The sequence below is a fragment of the Dysgonomonas sp. genome (assembly GCF_035323175.1).
Classification (GTDB): Bacteria; Bacteroidota; Bacteroidia; order Bacteroidales; family Dysgonomonadaceae; genus Dysgonomonas.
The window spans coordinates 74,890-91,680 of sequence record NZ_DAOKYH010000001.1; the positions used below are offsets into that span (position 1 = coordinate 74,890).

A 16,791-nucleotide genomic window follows, 5' to 3' on the forward strand; every position below is an offset into this window, starting at 1 on the left:
TTTTACTCCTGTTCGGGTACTCCTATATTGTCTATCATATCTTCTACACTTTCGTTGCCTTCGCCTTTGGGATTAAACCCATATTCATTTTCGCCATAATCACTTCCTGCAAAAAGCATCCAAAAAGCATAAAAAGGGACGAGTTGAAACCATCCGCTATTACCTCTGTCGTGGCATCTTTTCGCTCCTTGTGCAATCAAAAACCAATAGGCTGGTATCAAAAGAAGGAAAATGATGAGAAAACTCCAGTTTACATCCTCAAGTATTCCAGACAAGGCAAGAATGAGGGCAATCGTATAATAGTATGCTACATAAATAAGATAACTAAGTCCATATTCTAATCTGCGGATACGTCCTTTTGCAGAAAATGGATTTTGAAACATGCGTTGTTTGTCTTCCATATTTTATTTTGTAATCCTTTTTATTGCTTATATTCTTGAGGTGTTATGATTGTAGAAAATATATACTTTCCATTTTGGTCGTTGTATATATACTTTACGGTAATATCGTTATCCCTGAATATTTTTAAGTCGGGATTTGTTTTCAATACCTCCAAAAGCTGCGGCTTCAATTGTGTTTTGAAAGTGGTGGTATCACTTATCACCACTTGTAGTATGGTAAGATGATACTCAAAATTACTACTGCCTACAGCAACGCACTTATCTAGGCGAGTCCACTGATCCAATGTCTTAGGGCAATCTTTGTTTGTCTCGGCAGCTATTGCCTGCAACTTGCTTTCGATACTGCCTGCACACCGGGTGAATGAAAAAATGCTAATTAGCAGAAATGTGCAAATGAGGTTTCGGCTACTTAGAAGTTTGTTCATGGATTCTTAAATTTTATAAACCATACAAGTTTAAGAAAATTAATCGGATTATCTGTTAATTCCGCTGTTTTTTATTGTGGAAGCCGATTAAATGTTTCTCCTTAACGTTATTTTTACTTACTTTTGTCATAAAATCTAATCATTCACACGATTAACTTATTTGTATGAAGAAAATCTTATTTATTCTTAGTATTCTAATTATGGTTTATTCTTGTAACACTACAAGCAATAAGGATGGGAAAGATAATCCTTTCTTTTCCGAATTCGACACTCCGGAAGGGGTTCCTCCTTTTGATAAAATAAAAGCAGAACATTTTATGCCTGCTTTCGAAGAAGCAATGAAGCGTCATAATGCCGAGATTGATTCTATCATCAATAACCCCGAAGCACCTACTTTCCAAAATACAGTAGTGGCTTTGGACGAGTCGGGCCGGATGCTTGATCGGGTAGGTTCTGTATTTTCTGTAATGACAGGTACAATGTCCGATTCTGTGTATCAGAACATAGAAAAAGAGATTACGCCTTTACGTACCGAGCACTATGATAATATCAACTTCAACGAAAAGCTTTTTGCTCGCATCAAAACCGTGTACGACGATAGCCTGCAAGTAAAGACCTTGACAACAGAGCAAAAGATGTTGTTGGATAAAACATACAAAGGCTTTGTCCGTTCGGGTATCCTTTTGGATGGTTCGAAGCAAGCACGTTTGCGTGAGATCAACAAAGAGCTGAGCAACGCATCGCTTAGTTTTAATCAGAACCTGTTGAAAGAGACAGATAGCTACCAATTGGTAATTGATAAAAAAGAAGACCTCTCGGGACTTCCTGAGGATGTGATTGCCGCTGCTGCTAAAACAGCAAAAGATAAAGGGCTGGAAGGCAAATGGGTGTTTGGGCTGAGTAAGCCAAGCTGGGAGCCGTTTTTGCAATATGCCGACAATCGTGCGCTTCGCGAAAAACTATATAAGGCGATGTATATGCGTTGTGATAACGGAAATGAATTCGACAACAAAGAAAACATCAAGAAGATAGTTAGCCTCAGACTCGAAAAAGCAAATATGCTAGGCTATAAATCACACGCCGACTATGTGCTCGAAGAAACAATGGCTAAGACTCCTGAAAATGTGATGGGGCTGCTAAACAATATATGGAAGTATGCTTTGCCGCAAGCTCAAAAAGAGGCTGCCGAACTTCAGGCTATTGCCAAGAAAGAAGGACATGATATAAAAATAGAATCGTGGGACTGGTGGTACTATGCCGAAAAGCTTCGTAAAGAAAAATACGCATTGGATGAAGAGGCTTTGAAACCTTACTTCAAAGCAGATAATGTGCGTGAAGGTGTATTTGCTGTCGCAAACAAACTATATGGCATTACATTCAAGCCGAAAACAGATATACCTGTATATCAGCAAGACGTAAAAGCATATGAGGTAAGTGATGCTGACGGTTCATTTATCGGAATCATTTATTTCGATGATTTTGCACGTCAGGGTAAGCGTCCGGGAGCATGGATGAGCAGCTTTCGCAAACAGGAAGTATATAAAGGTGAGTTTGTTTATCCATTGATCTACAATGTGGGTAACTACAATCCTCCAACAGATGGCAAGCCGGCACTGTTGACTCTCGATCAGGTGGAAACGATGTTCCACGAATTCGGACATGGATTGCACGGATTGTTATCTAAATGTACTTACAACGGCGTGTCGGGTACATCGGTTGTTCGCGACTTTGTAGAGCTGCCTTCTCAGATCATGGAGCACTGGGCATTTGAACCGGAAGTGTTGAAGATGTATGCAAAGCATTATGAAACAGGTGAAACTATTCCTGCCGAGTTGATACAAAAGATTCAGAATGCGGGTTACTTCAATCAAGGATTTGCTACCACTGAACTTGTGGCTGCTGCAATTCTGGATATGAAATGGCATACCCTGACCGCTTCTTCTCCAAACTTTGACCCTAAACATGGCGAAGGTCTTGAAAAACTGAACGTAGATAAATTTGAGGCAGATGCAATGAAAGAAATCGGCTTGATCTCCGAAATAATACCTCGATACAGAAGCACGTATTTCCAACATGTATTCAGCGGAGGTTATTCTTCGGGATATTACAGCTACTTGTGGTCTGAAGTTTTGGACTCTGACGCATTCCAGGCTTTTGTAGAAAAAGGAAATATTTTTGATCAGGAAACTGCAAAATCGTTCCGTGAAAACGTATTGTCGAAAGGCGGATCGGAAGAGCCAATGGTATTGTACAAAAAGTTCAGGGGCGCAGAACCTAATCCGATTTATCTGTTGAAGAACAGGGGATTTGTAAAGTAATAAGTTCTAAGTTGTTTGTTAACTGATAACTGTTGGCTGATAAATGTAATTTATTATCTTTGCAACTCGAAAAAAATAATAACAATAAAATACAATCAATGGCAACTACTGCAGATATAAGAAACGGTATGTGCATCGATATCGATGGACAATATTATGTAATAATCGAATTCCTTCATGTGAAACCCGGTAAAGGTGCCGCATTTGTACGTACAAAAATGAGAAGTGTAACTACCGGACGTGTTCTTGAAAGAACATTCAATGCCGGAGTGAAGCTGGATGAAGTACGTATAGAAAGACGTCCGTATCAATTCCTTTATCAGGACGATATGGGGTATAACTTTATGAATACCGAAACTTTCGAACAAATATCTCTTGCAGGGGATATGATAGCCGGGGTGGCTTTTCTTAAAGAAGGAGATATGGTAGAGATACAGGTGCATGCCGAAACAGAAACTGTATTGACAGCCGAAATGCCTCAGAACGTTGTACTTTTGGTAACGTATACCGAACCCGGACTGAAAGGCGATACTGCAACCAATACGTTAAAGCCGGCTACAGTAGAAACAGGGGCTGAGGTGCGTGTTCCACTCTTTATTAACGAAGGAGACAAAATTAAAATTAATACAGCCGATGGCTCGTATGTAGAAAGAGTAAAAGCATAGTAATTATTACTTTTATAGAGGATAAGGTCAGTTTTCAAAACTGGCCTTATTTTTTTTTATAAAATATTTTATATTCAAATTTTATTATATATTTTTGAAGTTGAATGGATCTAGGAGACAAATAACCTACATGAAACTTAATACGAAACTAAACATTAAGGATTGGGCTCAAGAAGACCGACCCCGCGAAAAGATGTTGTTAAAAGGGGTATCGGCACTTTCTGATGCTGAATTGCTAGGTATACTGATCGGTTCGGGCAATAAAAGCGAAACAGCGGTTGAGCTGTCCCAACGGATTTTACATAGCGTTTCCAATAACCTGAACACTCTGGGTAAATTGGAAATAAAAGACCTTATAAAGGATTTTAAAGGAATAGGAGAAGCGAAAGCAATAACAATAGTGGCGGCACTGGAATTGGGAAAAAGAAGGAAATTGTCTGAAGCCCTTGTCAGTCCGCAAATTACGTCCAGTAAAGATGTGTATGATATATTTCATCCGATATTAGCAGACCTAAAGCATGAAGAAGTATGGGTTTTGTTCCTTAACCGGGCTAATAAAGTGGTGAAAAATATACAGATAAGTAAAGGTGGTTTGACCGCAACAGTAGTGGATATCCGTCTTATAATGAAAGAAGGTATTCAATCCTTAGCCTCGGCTATGGTATTGTGTCATAATCATCCCTCGGGAAGCACTCAACCGAGCGACGATGATGATCAGATTACAAAGCGGCTCAAAGAAGCAGGATATATTATGGATATCCGCCTGCTCGATCATATTATTGTTTGTGACAACTCATACTACAGCTATATGGATACTGGGAGATTATAGAAGAGCAAAATAAGTATAAAGATGAAAACCGCTATTACACAAAACTCAATTGTAGAGGAAAGTTGGCCTCGTATAGAGAGCTATTTATTGAAACGAGGCGTGAAACCTGATGCAGTATTACTACCCGGGGCAACGCAAGAACAGATAGGCTGGGCCGAGTCTGTGCTTGGTGTAAAGTTACCCATCGATTTTCTCGAATTTTATAAAATACATAACGGACAGATACCCAATGCGTATGGTATCGTCAACGGCGAAGAGCTGATGAGTCTTGAACGTATTGTAGAAGAATGGGTAATCTGGCAACGTCTGGCTACTACCGGAGCCTTTGATGATGCGATGGCAAATGCAGACGATGGCGTACAAGATGTGTGGCATAGTCGCTTGTGGATACCTTTTACCGACGATGGCTTGGGTAATCACTTGTGTTTAGATATGGCTCCAGCAAACAGGGGATCGCGGGGTCAGATAATTCGTATATGGCACGACGATACCGGTCGATTCAGGCAAGCACCATCTTTTGGCTCTTGGGTTGCTAATTTTGCATACGACTTGAACCGGGCGATGTTCGTATAATCATCTTTTTTCATTATTTTTGTACCTCTAACAGAGGGTGATTGTAAACATTATATGCCAAAGAATGTTTATAACTCACATACAAAAAATGAATTATGAGTGATTTATTACAATTAGAAAGCAAAATAGTAAACATGTTGAAGACTGTTTACGACCCGGAAATACCAGTCAACGTTTACGATCTCGGACTAATCTACGAAGTGGATATAGACGATGATAAAAATGTAACCATCACAATGACGCTGACAGCTCCAAACTGTCCGGCAGCCGATTTTATACTCGAAGATGTAAGATATAAAGTACAGTCGGTTGCGGGAGTCAATAATGTGATCGTAGATCTTACTTTCGAGCCCGAGTGGAACAAAGATATGCTTAGCGAAGAGGCAAAACTTGAGTTAGGATTTTTATAAAACACTGGCGGTGGGAAAGAAAGTTTATTTTTTATCCGATGCCCATTTGGGTTCTGCTTTTCATAAGAAAAGAATGGATAAGCAACAGATGATGACATTGCCATCTGTAAAAATCAAAGAAAGTTATTTCCCACAACATGAGGTGGAGCGCAAGCTGTGTCGTTGGCTTGATATGGTAAAGCAAGATGCACAGGCTGTTTATCTGTTGGGTGATATCTTCGACTACTGGTTCGAGTACCGGAATGTGGTTCCGCGTGGATTTGTCCGCTTCTTGGGCAAAGTAGCCGAGCTTACAGATATGGGGATAGAGGTGCATTTCTTTATCGGCAATCACGATATTTGGGTGACCGACTACTTACAGAAAGAGTGTGGTATGATTGTTCATGTTCAGCCTTTGGTCAAAGAAATATTCGGCAAAAAGTTTTTTCTGGCACATGGAGATGGCTTAGGAGATGATTCCGCATCATTTAAAATCCTGCGGTCTGTTTTCCATAGCAAAATATGCAGAAAAGCTTATGCCGCTATTCATCCCCGTTGGACGGTAGGCTTTGCGCAATGGTGGTCGAACCACAATCGTGAGAACGACGAGATGCCGGACTATTTTGGTGAAGATAAAGAGCACTTGGTGGTTTATGCCAAAAATCATTTGAAGCTGGCTCCGAATATCAACTTCTTCATCTTCGGACATCGGCATATAATGCTCGATCTGATGATTTCTGCTACCGGCAGAGTGGTGATATTGGGCGATTGGATTAAGTTTTTCTCTTATGGAGTATACGATGGTGAGAACTTTTCGTTAGAGATGTTTGAAGAGTAAACGGTTAAATAATAGACACAAAAAAAGGGAGAATAAAGATTCTCCCTTTTTTGTTGTTTATAGATATTTAGAACTTAACACCATATCCAAATCCTACAGTGAAATGGTCAGCATCGCTGAATGTATACTTCATTTCGAGGTTTAAGAAAGTATTGCTGCTCAGATTATACTCCAAGCCTCCACCAAGATTGAATCCCCAGTTTGTGAAGCCATTACTGCCACCACCATTACTACCAGAATAGCGATTGTTCAACATTGCCAAACCTGCTAAAGGGAATACACTTACATTACCTTCTAATGGAAATACATAATGTGCATTTACGTTGATATCAAGCCCTGTAACTTTATTCTTAGGAAATAAGAACATTACATCCGGTGCAATACGAATATTGTTAGTGATGTTGTATCTGCCTTCAGCACCAATCATCAAACGACCCGGGTCTGATTGATAACCGGCTTGAAGAACGCCTGATTTTTCACCTTGTTGTGCTTGCACTCCGATTGCCAATAAGGCAAACATAAAAACGAATAATACTTTTTTCATATACAATTATTTAATAAATTATTATACAATAAAATATACTTTAAATATTTAAAATTAAGATTTGATTATTTTTTCAGATTGTAATGTGCTACGGTTAAAAAATTTGTTCTGGTTTTAATTTTTTATTTAATATTATTATTGTGTCCTTTTTTAAATCCCTTTTAACAAACAAACGCACAAACATAATATAAAGTTCACAAATATTTGTGCTTTTAGGTTTGTTTTTTCTAAATAAAAGCGTTTTTGATAAATATTTACAGCCTCTGAAATGACTTTAAAATCTACATAGTTAAATAATACTTAGGGAGTTTACTCTGCCTGAAAAATTAAAGTGAGGTCTGATAGCTTATCAATAAAAAACATCTAACTTTGTACCCGAGTTAATTAGAAGGTTATCGTTATGAAAATGATAAAAGGTATCTTTATCATTCTCCTGTTTTATTTCTTGGGACAAGGAATCAGTTATCTTATTCAAGGATTCGTTCCCGGGAATATCATCGGAATGATTTTATTATTCCTCAGTCTTTACTTCAAGGCTATCTCTCCCGACAATGTAAAAGACGTAGCAAATGTGTTTACCCGCAACATGGCAATATTCTTTATTCCTGCCGGAGCAGGCTTATTGGGTGCGTATGGTGTGATCAGTAAATTCTGGATGTCTATACTCATCGTTTGTTCGGTGAGTACGGTATTGGTTATTGTGGTTGTCGCTATTGTTCAACAACAAATGGAACGAAGAAGAAAATGAGAGCACTATTTGAATCCACAGAATTTACGCTTCTCCTTGTTTTTGGCAGTTACCTGTTCGGACAATGGGTTTTTAAGAAGACACGCATCGCTTTGTTGCATCCTATGATTGTTGCCATTGCTATTATTATAGCATTCTTGAAGGTGACAGGTATTGATTACCGGACTTTTGAAGAGAGTAGCCGGTTCGTTAGCTTCATGCTCGGGCCTTCCGTTGTGGCGTTAGGCTATATCCTATACGAGCAGTTGGCATACCTCAAAGGCAATGTAATATCCATCCTTACCTCTATCTTTATGGGTAGTATTGTGGGGATACTAAGTGTGGTACTATTAGCGAGAATAACAGGAGCCGATCAGATGCTTATCCATTCTCTCGAACCCAAATCGGTGACTACACCTATTGCGATGAGTATTGCCGAACAATCGGGCGGTAATGTATCGCTTACGGCGGTGATTGTGCTTTTCTGCGGTATATTCGGAAGTATTATCGGACCACCTATATTACGTTTGCTGGGTATCAAAAGTAGTGTTGCCAAAGGCTTGGCGATGGGGGCTTCGTCGCACGGGGTAGGTACAGCCAAAGCGATGGAAATGGGGATGATAGAGGGTGCATTGAGCGGGCTTGCCATCGGTTTGATGGGGGTAATGACTGCATTGCTGATACCGATATTGCACCAGCTGTTTGCTTCATTATAGAAAAAGGCCGATAGGATGAAAAATCCTTATCAGCCTCCAAGCATAAATAGCTTATTGAATTCAGCAAAACTCTTATCTCAAAGATGATATGTCTATAACGTAACGGAATTGAACTTTTCCGGCCAGTACATTTTTGTATGCTTCATTTACCTGTTGTATCGGTATAATCTCTACCATCGGGTAAATGTTGTTAGCGACCGAGTAATCCATCATTTCCTGTGTCTCGCGTATGCCGCCAATCAACGTTCCATATATTTTCTTGCGTCCTTGCAGAGCCCACGTTTGCACAGATGGCATATCTTTGATAGCCGGAACACCAATCAGAACCATTGTACCATCAACTTTCAGCATCGACAGATACGATTCTACGCTGAACGAAGCAGGGATCGTGCTCAAAATGAGATCGAATGTACCTTCCAGACCTTTCGATTCGTCTGCATTTTTTGTGTTTACATATCTTACCGCACCCAGTTTGGCGGCAGCCTCACGTTTATCTTCGGTAATGTCGAAAACAGTAACTTCGGCTCCCATCTTAATGGCATATTGCACAGCCATATGTCCCAATCCTCCAAAGCCCGCAACAGCAACCTTATCGCCCGCCTTCACCTTATTATATTTCAAAGGCGAATAGGTAGTAATACCTGCACATAGAAGAGGAGCTATTTTTTCGAGAGGAGCTCCTTTCGGTATGGTTATCGCAAAAGCTTCTCTGACAACGATGTTGTTTGAGTATCCGCCTTGCGTATATCCGTCACCTTCCTTGCTGCTGTAGGTATAAGTAGCCCCTTTGGTGCAATATTGTTCTTCACCCGCTTTGCAGTAGTGACATTCTCCGCACGAGTTGACCATACAACCCACGCCTGCATAATCTCCGACTTTGAACTTAGTAACATTCTTGCCTGCTTTCACTACCTTGCCCACAATCTCATGTCCCGGAACAAGCGGATAGGCTACTTGCCCCCAGTCGCCTTTAACGGTATGTATATCTGAGTGGCAGATACCCGAATACAGTACCTCTATCAGAATATCATCATCGTTGAGGTTTCTGCGTTCAAATTCGTAAGGGGTAAGAGGAGCGGAGGGATCTGTTGCAGCATAAGCTTTTGTACAGATATGCCCATCATGTTGGTGATCGCATTGAGCATTCAGGTGAATGACTCCGAAAATAAACAGAGCAACGAAGCTGCTAAGAAATTGTGTCTTCATGATGATTGTCGATACTTTAAAGTGATAGACTAAAATGACCGTATACATAATATGATCGTTGAGAAAAGAAAAACCCTAAAGGAAAAATCACTTTTTTTATACCCGAGATTTGAAAATATTCTTGTCTTATTTTACATGATAAAGACAAAAGATACTCCCTATCGTCAGTATGACTGAGTGGAGGTGATCTGCGGTGATAACGTTTTAGGTTACTTATAATATCAGGCAGTTCTTTTTTTGGTTACCTTTGCGATGATTAGAAATACAATCTCGGTTTAGAAAAATAGTTTTCAATTTATAACTCAAAATATATATGGCTTCTTTTCTGCAAGTTGAAGGACTTACAAAAAGCTTTGGTGATCTGGTTTTGTTTCGTGATATATCATTCGGTATAGCCGAAGGCGAACGCATCGGGTTGATCGCAAAAAATGGGTCGGGCAAGACCACCTTGTTGAATATCCTCACAGGAAAAGAACCTTACGATAGCGGAGCCGTTGTTTTTCGCCGCGACTTGCGTGTTGCCTATCTTGAACAAGATCCTACCTATCCCGAGAATCTGACGGTGTTAGAAGCGTGTTTCCATTCGGGGAATGATGTTACAGACCTCATTGCCGAATACGAAAGGGTAATCAACTCGAAAGATCATTCGGGGCTTGATGCTATCTTGCAGAAGATGGATATTTTGCAGGCATGGGACTACGAGCATCGTGCAAAGCAGATTTTGGGACAACTGAAAATTACCGATTTCGAACAAAAAATATCGCAGCTATCGGGAGGACAGCTCAAACGTGTGGCTCTCGCCAATGTGCTGATTACCGAACCCGATCTTATTATTCTCGATGAGCCTACCAATCACCTCGACCTCGATATGGTGGAGTGGCTCGAAGAATACCTTCAACGTTCACGTTTGAGTCTGTTGATGGTAACGCACGACCGCTATTTTCTCGATCGTGTATGTAACGAAATCATAGAGATAGATCAACAACAGTTGTATCAGTATAAAGGAAATTTTTCGTATTATCTCGAAAAGCGTGACGAGCGTATTTCTGCTCAGAATGCCGAACTGGATCGTGCTAACAATATTCTGCGTAAAGAGCTGGAGTGGATGCGGCGTCAACCGCAAGCCCGTGCTACGAAGGCAAAGTCGAGGATCGATGCATTCTACGATCTGGAAAAGAAAGCCCAGCAGGTGCGTGATGCCGGAAATGTGCAATTACAGATGAAAGGTACATATATCGGCAATAAGATTTTCGAAGCGCAGCATGTTTATAAATCCTTTGGAGATATTAAGATACTCGAAGACTTTAATTATGTGTTTGCCCGATACGAAAAACTGGGTATTGTAGGAAATAACGGTACGGGGAAATCTACTTTCATCAAAATGCTGATGGGGGAGGTTGCTCCCGACAAAGGAGGTTTCGATATTGGAGAAACTGTAAAATTCGGTTACTATAGTCAGGACGGACTGAAGTTTGACGAGCAGATGAAGGTTATTGATGTGGTTCAGAATATAGCTGAGGTGATAGATTTGGGCAATGGCAGCAGACTGACAGCATCGCAATTTCTACAACATTTTCTCTTTCCACCCGAAAAACAACACAATTTTGTCTATAAACTTTCGGGAGGAGAAAAACGCCGTCTGTATCTCTGTACAGTCTTGATAACCAACCCAAACTTCTTGGTGTTAGACGAGCCTACCAACGATTTGGATATCGTCACGCTCAATATTCTCGAAGAATACCTTCAACAGTTCAAAGGCTGTGTGATTGTGGTATCGCACGACCGCTATTTTATGGATAAGGTGGTAGATCACTTGCTTGCTTTTCAGGGAAGTGCACGTATAAAGGATTTTCCCGGAAACTATACTCAATACCGTGAGTGGAAAGAAGTGCAGGAGCTTCTTGAAAAAGAAAAGGAACAGGCTGCGAAGCCTAAAGAAGAAAAGGTGCAACAGGCGCAGCCCAAGAATGACGAAAAGAAAAAGCTTTCGTTCAAAGAAAAGCGCGAGTTTGAAGAACTCGACGCTCTGATACCGCAACTCGAAGAAGAAAAAGCGAACCTTGAAAATGAATTATCCAGCGGTACATTATCTACCGATGAGTTGTTACAGAAATCAAATCGTATCAGTCAACTGATAGAGGCGATAGAAGAAAAGACAATGCGTTGGCTGGAGTTGAGCGAGCTGGCATAGTATTAGAATAGGTGATTGCAAATCCCTCATGACTTAATCTTTCGGATTGCAAATCCTTATAGTAGAACGCAGGTGATTACAAATCCCCTGCAACGAAAGTATTAATTACATTCGATAAAGATAGAAATATAATGAAAAATTTGAATGTTAAAATAATAGAGTTAAACGAACGAAAATTAGTAGGATTATCTTTAGAAATGTCTTATGCTAATAACTTGACCGCAAATTTGTGGAGAAGTTTTATGCCTCGAAAGCATGAAATTAAACGTATAATAAATTCTGATTTAATCTCTATGCAAATTTATCCAGTTTCTTTTGATTTTTCTCCAAATATAAATTTTAGAAAGTGGGCTGCTGTAGAGGTTTCACTGGTTGAAGATATTCCTCAGAATATGGAAAGTTATACTATACAAGGAGGACTTTATGCCCTGATTCATTATAAGGGGTTGAGTACAGATACACGTGTCTTTGGATATATTTTTAATGAGTGGCTACCCCAATCTGAATATCTCTTAGATAATAACAGACCTCATTTTGAAGTGTTGGGTGAGAAATATAAAAATAATGATCCTGAATCTGAAGAGGATATCTATATCCCGATAAAGATTAAAAAGTAAAGAGAAGATTTGTTCCTCTCCAATTTTACCGTCCGATCGTCCTTTCGGATTTGCAATCCGAAAGTATATATTAGCAGGATTTGCAATCCGCAATAGAATCATGATAAATATACAAAACCGAATAGCACAAGATATATATTTTACAACAACTACAGTTGTCGATTGGGTTGATATCTTTACTCGTCCACGATATAAACATATCATAATAGAGTCATTGCAATACTGTCAACAAAACAAAGGTTTATTAATATATGCGTGGGTATTAATGAGTAATCATTTGCATATGATTGTAAGTGCAGAAGGAGAAAATACGATGAGTGACATTTTGCGTGATTTCAAGAAACATACAAATAAGGAAATTATGCGTTCGTTAGAGAGCGACATTCAGGAGTCGCGTCGCGAATGGATGTTAAACCGTTTTGAGTACGCTGCACGAAACGATAAGAAGATTAAGAATTATCATTTTTGGCAAGATGGGAACGATATGCAACCTATTTATATGTATGACTATTTAGTACAAAAATTGAATTATATCCACCAAAATCCAGTAGTAGCCGAAATTGTTAATAAGCCGGAGGACTATAAATATAGTTCGGCTGTAGATTATACAGGCGGGAAGGGTCTGCTAAATGTAATTATTGTTTAGTTTTTTTCAGATTGTAAATCCTTATAATAGATGGCAGGTGATTACAAATCCCCTGCAACGAAAAAACCTAACTTGCGGATTGCAAATCCACAAGAACGAAATTCCTTCCCAATTTTACCGCCCTTTCGGATTTAACTACGTTACACTCCGTTGATTGCTAATTGCAATCCGAAAGCTCAACACAAGAACATATTAAATTTTTAATATCAAGATTAATCAAATAACTTCAATATTGTATTTATCTTTGCAGAAACAAAAAGATGATGCTTAAACCCGGACCTATTGGTGTATTTGATTCAGGATATGGAGGTCTCACGATACTCTCGGAGATACAAGCTCTTATGCCCGAATATGATTATTGCTACCTTGGCGATAATTCACGTGCACCTTATGGCGCTCGGTCGTTTGAGGTAGTCTATGAGTTTACCAAGCAGGCTGTAACGGCATTGTTCGATATGGGGTGTAACCTTGTTATCCTTGCCTGTAATACAGCATCGGCAAAAGCTTTGCGTACCATTCAGCAAAAAGATCTGCCAAATATGAATCCTGATAAGAGGGTGTTGGGTATTATACGCCCTACAGCCGAGATCATTGGACAGATAACACGCAGCAGGCATGTAGGAGTATTGGGTACAGTGGGCACTATACAGTCGCAGTCGTACCCGATAGAGATAAACAAACTGTTTCCCGATATAAAAGTAACCGGTGAGGCTTGCCCTATGTGGGTTCCTTTGGTAGAAAATAACGAATACGAAAGTGAAGGAGCAGATTACTTTGTGAAAAAAAATCTCGATAATATTTTAGCTAAAGATCCCGATATAGATACACTTATTCTTGGCTGCACGCATTACCCGTTGTTGCTGAATAAGATAAAGAAAGTCCTACCCAAGGAGGTAACCGCCTTGCCTCAGGGAGAATACATTGCCCATAGCCTCAAAGATTATCTGCGACGGCATCCTGAGATGGATGAGGCGTGTACCAAAAACGGAGAGACACATTATTTTACAACCGAATCTTCCGAAAAGTTTTCAGGTGCGGCAACTATTTTTCTGAACAAAGAGATAGAAGTAAAGCACATTACACTCGATTAAAAATCCCTTATTTTTCGGTCTGCTAAAAAACAATTATATTTGTTTTTATTAATTGGCATGGATTTTACAAAAAGGAAATAGAAAAGTAAAAACCCCCCTATTGTATATTATATAAATATACATCATTTAGAGCATTTCAATAAAAATAAACAAACAGAATGAGCTACCTTTCGAAAGAATATCAGGAACAGTGGAATTTCTCAAAATATCCTCCAAGTGCTTATCGCATCTTTGGATTTGTGTTTAGCAAACAACCCGGAAGTTTTAACTACAATAAAAATATTGTTCAGATATTTACATTAAAACCAGATGATTTACCCGAACAAATTAGAATTGATAATTTCAAGAAATTATGTCAAAGCTTGTTCAGAGAGGTGAATGTAAAAGAAGACTTAGATGTAAAAACAGAAACTGACCATGAAAGTAAAGAGACTACAATCACTTTCTCTTCCAACAATATTTGCAACTGCTTGCAGTCTTTAAAATATGAAGATGAGAAGATACTCTTCAATACGCTTTACAAACCATCATTGGGAACATATCCCTTGAGTCTCAATCAGCGTGTCGAGTTTATTTTGGGAGTTTATTTAAATCATTCTCATCACAAAACAAAAATGCTGTTTCGCGACAACTATCCTAAAATGGCATTGACTCATAGTTTTATGGCTGATCTGGCGGGAGAGGATGACGAATTTATTTTAACTTCACGTTTCGACAAGTCGCATAGCCACGTTATTGAGATTAACGAAAATGGGCAACTGTGGAAAAAAATAGAAACATTGCTTCAAGAATATGGGTATCAATAATAAGTGATGATTCTTTTTTCGCTTCTTGAACCTGCGATTTTCTATTTTTCAGGAAGTATAACATTAGATGTAAGGAACGTAATATAAAAGTAACAGCCTGAGGCGTGTTACTTTTGTTTTATCATTCAATTTATTTTTATTAATTTTAGAGTATTGTTTTAACCCAAACACCTGATATCCCATGATAGATTTAAAGAGGTTTACTTTAGTAATTATTCCTGCGTCAATACTCAGCCCATATAGTTATAGCCAAAATAAACAGAGTGATGCACCTCAATCCCGTCCCAATATTATTCATATAATGACGGACGATCATTCGTTTCAGACAATCAGTGCATACGGGCATCCTATCTCCAAGTTAGCACCTACACCCAACATAGACCGGTTAGCGAACGAAGGCATGTTGTTTCAGCAAGCTTTTGTCGAAAACTCATTGTCTACCCCTAGCCGTGCATGTCTTATGACAGGCTTGTATAGCCATCAGAACGGGCAACGTCAGTTGGGTGCAGGTATAGATACAACCAAAATCTTTTTTTCTGAATTACTTACGCAGGCAGGATATCAAACAGGAGTTGTAGGTAAATGGCATATGCAATGCGAACCAAAAGGATTTGATTATTATTGCGTGCTCAACGATCAGGGAGATTATTATAATCCGAGCTTCAAAACGAAAGACTCTCACGGCAAATACATACGTGAAGAGGGGTATGCAACCAACCTGATTACAACTCATTCGATAGACTTTCTTAAAAACAGAGACAGGAGCAAACCTTTTGCCCTGTTGGTACATCATAAAGCTCCACACAGAAACTGGATGCCCGAAGCGAAGTACTATGATTTGTACGAAGATGTGGAATTCCCTAAACCGGAAACATTCTATGACGATTACGAAAGCCGTTGCTCTGCTGCCCGTACTCAGGATATGACTATCGATAAGACGATGACATTTATTTATGATCTGAAACTAAATGAATTGAAGAATACACCACCCTATAATAAGGAATGGAGTGACGGTGGATTGCAACAGGCGATGGATCAAATGACTCCCGCTCAACGTGAAGCTTGGGAGAAGTCCTATCATCCTAAGAATATGGAATTCATTAATAGTAATCTGTCCGGCGATGCGCTGCTCGATTGGAAATTTCAACGTTATATGAGAGATTATCTTCGCTGTATAAAATCGATTGACGATGAAGTCGGACGCTTGATTGATTACCTCGAAAAAGAGGGTTTGATGGATAATACAATTATTGTGTACACCTCCGATCAAGGTTTTTATATGGGAGAACATGGGTGGTTTGATAAGCGTTTTATGTACGAAGAATCGTTCAGAACACCGCTGATAATACGTTATCCCAAAGCCATAATGTCAGGGACGAAAACCGATGCTTTGGTGCAGAATATAGACTTTGCTCCTACTTACTTGTCATTAGCCGGAATAGAGAAACCCACAGAAATGAGCGGAGTTTCTCTTGAAGGATTGTTTGACGGCAAAACTCCTAAAAATTGGAGAAAAGATTTATATTATCACTATTATGATTATCCTGCAATTCACAATGTACGCCGTCATGATGGTGTGAGGACAGAAAGGTATAAGCTGATTCATTTTTACGGTAAAGGAGAAATAGGCAATGATGAAGATATCAATTGTAACGAGTTGTTTGACTTGCAAAATGATCCGACTGAATTACATAATCTCTACGGAAAAGAAGGGTATGAAGAAATAACGAAGGAGTTGCAGACTACTCTCGATAATTATAGAAAGAAACTCAAGGTAGATGAATTTTAAGTGAGTGAAAAACTTTTTCC

Annotated in this window: 18 protein-coding genes; 14 read left to right on the forward strand and 4 right to left on the reverse strand. The window is 39.3% G+C overall.

Annotation, left to right across the window (positions count from 1 at the left end; all coding sequences use genetic code 11):
• Positions 1-2: 2 nt before the first annotated feature.
• Positions 3-401 carry a DUF805 domain-containing protein gene (locus PKC55_RS00290; RefSeq protein WP_291028681.1) on the reverse strand — a complete coding sequence of 133 codons (399 nt, stop codon included), beginning with the start codon at positions 399-401 and terminating at the stop codon, positions 3-5.
• Positions 402-421: 20 nt separating this feature from the next.
• The gene (locus PKC55_RS00295) at positions 422-826 is read right to left on the reverse strand and encodes a DUF8479 domain-containing protein (RefSeq protein ID WP_291028682.1); all 405 of its coding nucleotides are present in this window, start codon (positions 824-826) and stop codon (positions 422-424) included.
• Positions 827-990: 164 nt separating this feature from the next.
• On the opposite strand from PKC55_RS00295, the gene PKC55_RS00300 reads away from it, so the two are divergent.
• The 6 genes from PKC55_RS00300 (at position 991) to PKC55_RS00325 (ending at position 6,438) form a co-directional block, all read left to right on the forward strand.
• Positions 991-3,144 carry a M3 family metallopeptidase gene (locus PKC55_RS00300; RefSeq protein ID WP_291028683.1) on the forward strand — a complete coding sequence of 718 codons (2,154 nt, stop codon included), beginning with the start codon at positions 991-993 and terminating at the stop codon, positions 3,142-3,144.
• Between the two features lie 98 nt (positions 3,145-3,242).
• Positions 3,243-3,809 (forward strand): elongation factor P, encoded by a 567-nt coding sequence (gene efp / locus PKC55_RS00305; RefSeq protein WP_135104740.1) that lies wholly within the window; start codon positions 3,243-3,245, stop codon positions 3,807-3,809.
• Positions 3,810-3,939: 130 nt separating this feature from the next.
• The gene (radC, locus tag PKC55_RS00310; protein ID WP_291128794.1) at positions 3,940-4,638 is read left to right on the forward strand and encodes a RadC family protein; all 699 of its coding nucleotides are present in this window, start codon (positions 3,940-3,942) and stop codon (positions 4,636-4,638) included.
• 21 nt (positions 4,639-4,659) lie between these two features.
• A complete protein-coding gene (locus tag PKC55_RS00315) occupies positions 4,660-5,211 on the forward strand; it encodes an SMI1/KNR4 family protein (RefSeq protein WP_291128792.1) in 552 nt (183 codons plus the stop codon).
• Positions 5,212-5,306: 95 nt separating this feature from the next.
• Positions 5,307-5,621: a metal-sulfur cluster assembly factor gene (locus PKC55_RS00320; protein WP_006843372.1), complete on the forward strand. Its 315-nt coding sequence runs from the start codon at positions 5,307-5,309 to the stop codon at positions 5,619-5,621.
• Between the two features lie 73 nt (positions 5,622-5,694).
• Complete coding sequence (locus PKC55_RS00325; protein WP_324371807.1) at positions 5,695-6,438, forward strand: UDP-2,3-diacylglucosamine diphosphatase; 744 nt, start codon at positions 5,695-5,697, stop codon at positions 6,436-6,438.
• Positions 6,439-6,505: 67 nt separating this feature from the next.
• On the opposite strand, the gene PKC55_RS00330 is transcribed toward PKC55_RS00325, so the two are convergent.
• Positions 6,506-6,982 (reverse strand): outer membrane protein, encoded by a 477-nt coding sequence (locus PKC55_RS00330; protein WP_291128787.1) that lies wholly within the window; start codon positions 6,980-6,982, stop codon positions 6,506-6,508.
• 400 nt (positions 6,983-7,382) lie between these two features.
• On the opposite strand from PKC55_RS00330, the gene PKC55_RS00335 reads away from it, so the two are divergent.
• Positions 7,383-7,730, forward strand: coding sequence for a CidA/LrgA family protein (locus PKC55_RS00335; protein WP_291128784.1), 348 nt, complete (start codon positions 7,383-7,385; stop codon positions 7,728-7,730).
• A complete protein-coding gene (locus PKC55_RS00340) occupies positions 7,727-8,425 on the forward strand; it encodes an LrgB family protein (RefSeq protein WP_291128781.1) in 699 nt (232 codons plus the stop codon). The genes PKC55_RS00335 and PKC55_RS00340 overlap by 4 nt, the downstream gene beginning before the upstream one ends.
• A 72-nt stretch (positions 8,426-8,497) precedes the next feature.
• On the opposite strand, the gene PKC55_RS00345 is transcribed toward PKC55_RS00340, so the two are convergent.
• Positions 8,498-9,631 carry an NAD(P)-dependent alcohol dehydrogenase gene (locus PKC55_RS00345; RefSeq protein ID WP_291128778.1) on the reverse strand — a complete coding sequence of 378 codons (1,134 nt, stop codon included), beginning with the start codon at positions 9,629-9,631 and terminating at the stop codon, positions 8,498-8,500.
• A 313-nt stretch (positions 9,632-9,944) separates the two neighbouring features.
• On the opposite strand from PKC55_RS00345, the gene PKC55_RS00350 reads away from it, so the two are divergent.
• The 6 genes from PKC55_RS00350 (at position 9,945) to PKC55_RS00375 (ending at position 16,771) form a co-directional block, all read left to right on the forward strand.
• The gene (locus tag PKC55_RS00350; RefSeq protein WP_291128775.1) at positions 9,945-11,822 is read left to right on the forward strand and encodes an ABC-F family ATP-binding cassette domain-containing protein; all 1,878 of its coding nucleotides are present in this window, start codon (positions 9,945-9,947) and stop codon (positions 11,820-11,822) included.
• 131 nt (positions 11,823-11,953) lie between these two features.
• Positions 11,954-12,439 carry a GyrI-like domain-containing protein gene (locus PKC55_RS00355; RefSeq protein WP_135104749.1) on the forward strand — a complete coding sequence of 162 codons (486 nt, stop codon included), beginning with the start codon at positions 11,954-11,956 and terminating at the stop codon, positions 12,437-12,439.
• A gap of 100 nt (positions 12,440-12,539) precedes the next feature.
• Positions 12,540-13,085, forward strand: a complete 546-nt coding sequence (locus PKC55_RS00360) for an REP-associated tyrosine transposase (RefSeq protein WP_291128773.1) — start codon at positions 12,540-12,542, stop codon at positions 13,083-13,085.
• A 263-nt stretch (positions 13,086-13,348) separates the two neighbouring features.
• Positions 13,349-14,176, forward strand: coding sequence for a glutamate racemase (gene murI / locus PKC55_RS00365; RefSeq protein ID WP_291128803.1), 828 nt, complete (start codon positions 13,349-13,351; stop codon positions 14,174-14,176).
• Between the two features lie 158 nt (positions 14,177-14,334).
• The gene (locus PKC55_RS00370; RefSeq protein ID WP_291128770.1) at positions 14,335-14,982 is read left to right on the forward strand and encodes a hypothetical protein; all 648 of its coding nucleotides are present in this window, start codon (positions 14,335-14,337) and stop codon (positions 14,980-14,982) included.
• Positions 14,983-15,163: 181 nt separating this feature from the next.
• A complete protein-coding gene (locus PKC55_RS00375) occupies positions 15,164-16,771 on the forward strand; it encodes a sulfatase family protein (RefSeq protein WP_324371377.1) in 1,608 nt (535 codons plus the stop codon).
• Positions 16,772-16,791 lie beyond the last annotated feature (20 nt).

What these genes read in the sequence shown, in the direction of transcription:
- PKC55_RS00290 (WP_291028681.1), bottom strand. Translation starts at nt 401, where the DNA reads ATGGAAGACAAACAACGCATGTTTCAAAATCCATTTTCTGCAAAAGGA.
- PKC55_RS00295 (WP_291028682.1), bottom strand. Translation starts at nt 826, where the DNA reads ATGAACAAACTTCTAAGTAGCCGAAACCTCATTTGCACATTTCTGCTA.
- PKC55_RS00300 (WP_291028683.1), top strand. Translation starts at nt 991, where the DNA reads ATGAAGAAAATCTTATTTATTCTTAGTATTCTAATTATGGTTTATTCT.
- efp (WP_135104740.1), top strand. Translation starts at nt 3,243, where the DNA reads ATGGCAACTACTGCAGATATAAGAAACGGTATGTGCATCGATATCGAT.
- radC (WP_291128794.1), top strand. Translation starts at nt 3,940, where the DNA reads ATGAAACTTAATACGAAACTAAACATTAAGGATTGGGCTCAAGAAGAC.
- PKC55_RS00315 (WP_291128792.1), top strand. Translation starts at nt 4,660, where the DNA reads ATGAAAACCGCTATTACACAAAACTCAATTGTAGAGGAAAGTTGGCCT.
- PKC55_RS00320 (WP_006843372.1), top strand. Translation starts at nt 5,307, where the DNA reads ATGAGTGATTTATTACAATTAGAAAGCAAAATAGTAAACATGTTGAAG.
- PKC55_RS00325 (WP_324371807.1), top strand. Translation starts at nt 5,695, where the DNA reads ATGGATAAGCAACAGATGATGACATTGCCATCTGTAAAAATCAAAGAA.
- PKC55_RS00330 (WP_291128787.1), bottom strand. Translation starts at nt 6,982, where the DNA reads ATGAAAAAAGTATTATTCGTTTTTATGTTTGCCTTATTGGCAATCGGA.
- PKC55_RS00335 (WP_291128784.1), top strand. Translation starts at nt 7,383, where the DNA reads ATGAAAATGATAAAAGGTATCTTTATCATTCTCCTGTTTTATTTCTTG.
- PKC55_RS00340 (WP_291128781.1), top strand. Translation starts at nt 7,727, where the DNA reads ATGAGAGCACTATTTGAATCCACAGAATTTACGCTTCTCCTTGTTTTT.
- PKC55_RS00345 (WP_291128778.1), bottom strand. Translation starts at nt 9,631, where the DNA reads ATGAAGACACAATTTCTTAGCAGCTTCGTTGCTCTGTTTATTTTCGGA.
- PKC55_RS00350 (WP_291128775.1), top strand. Translation starts at nt 9,945, where the DNA reads ATGGCTTCTTTTCTGCAAGTTGAAGGACTTACAAAAAGCTTTGGTGAT.
- PKC55_RS00355 (WP_135104749.1), top strand. Translation starts at nt 11,954, where the DNA reads ATGAAAAATTTGAATGTTAAAATAATAGAGTTAAACGAACGAAAATTA.
- PKC55_RS00360 (WP_291128773.1), top strand. Translation starts at nt 12,540, where the DNA reads ATGATAAATATACAAAACCGAATAGCACAAGATATATATTTTACAACA.
- murI (WP_291128803.1), top strand. Translation starts at nt 13,349, where the DNA reads ATGCTTAAACCCGGACCTATTGGTGTATTTGATTCAGGATATGGAGGT.
- PKC55_RS00370 (WP_291128770.1), top strand. Translation starts at nt 14,335, where the DNA reads ATGAGCTACCTTTCGAAAGAATATCAGGAACAGTGGAATTTCTCAAAA.
- PKC55_RS00375 (WP_324371377.1), top strand. Translation starts at nt 15,164, where the DNA reads ATGATAGATTTAAAGAGGTTTACTTTAGTAATTATTCCTGCGTCAATA.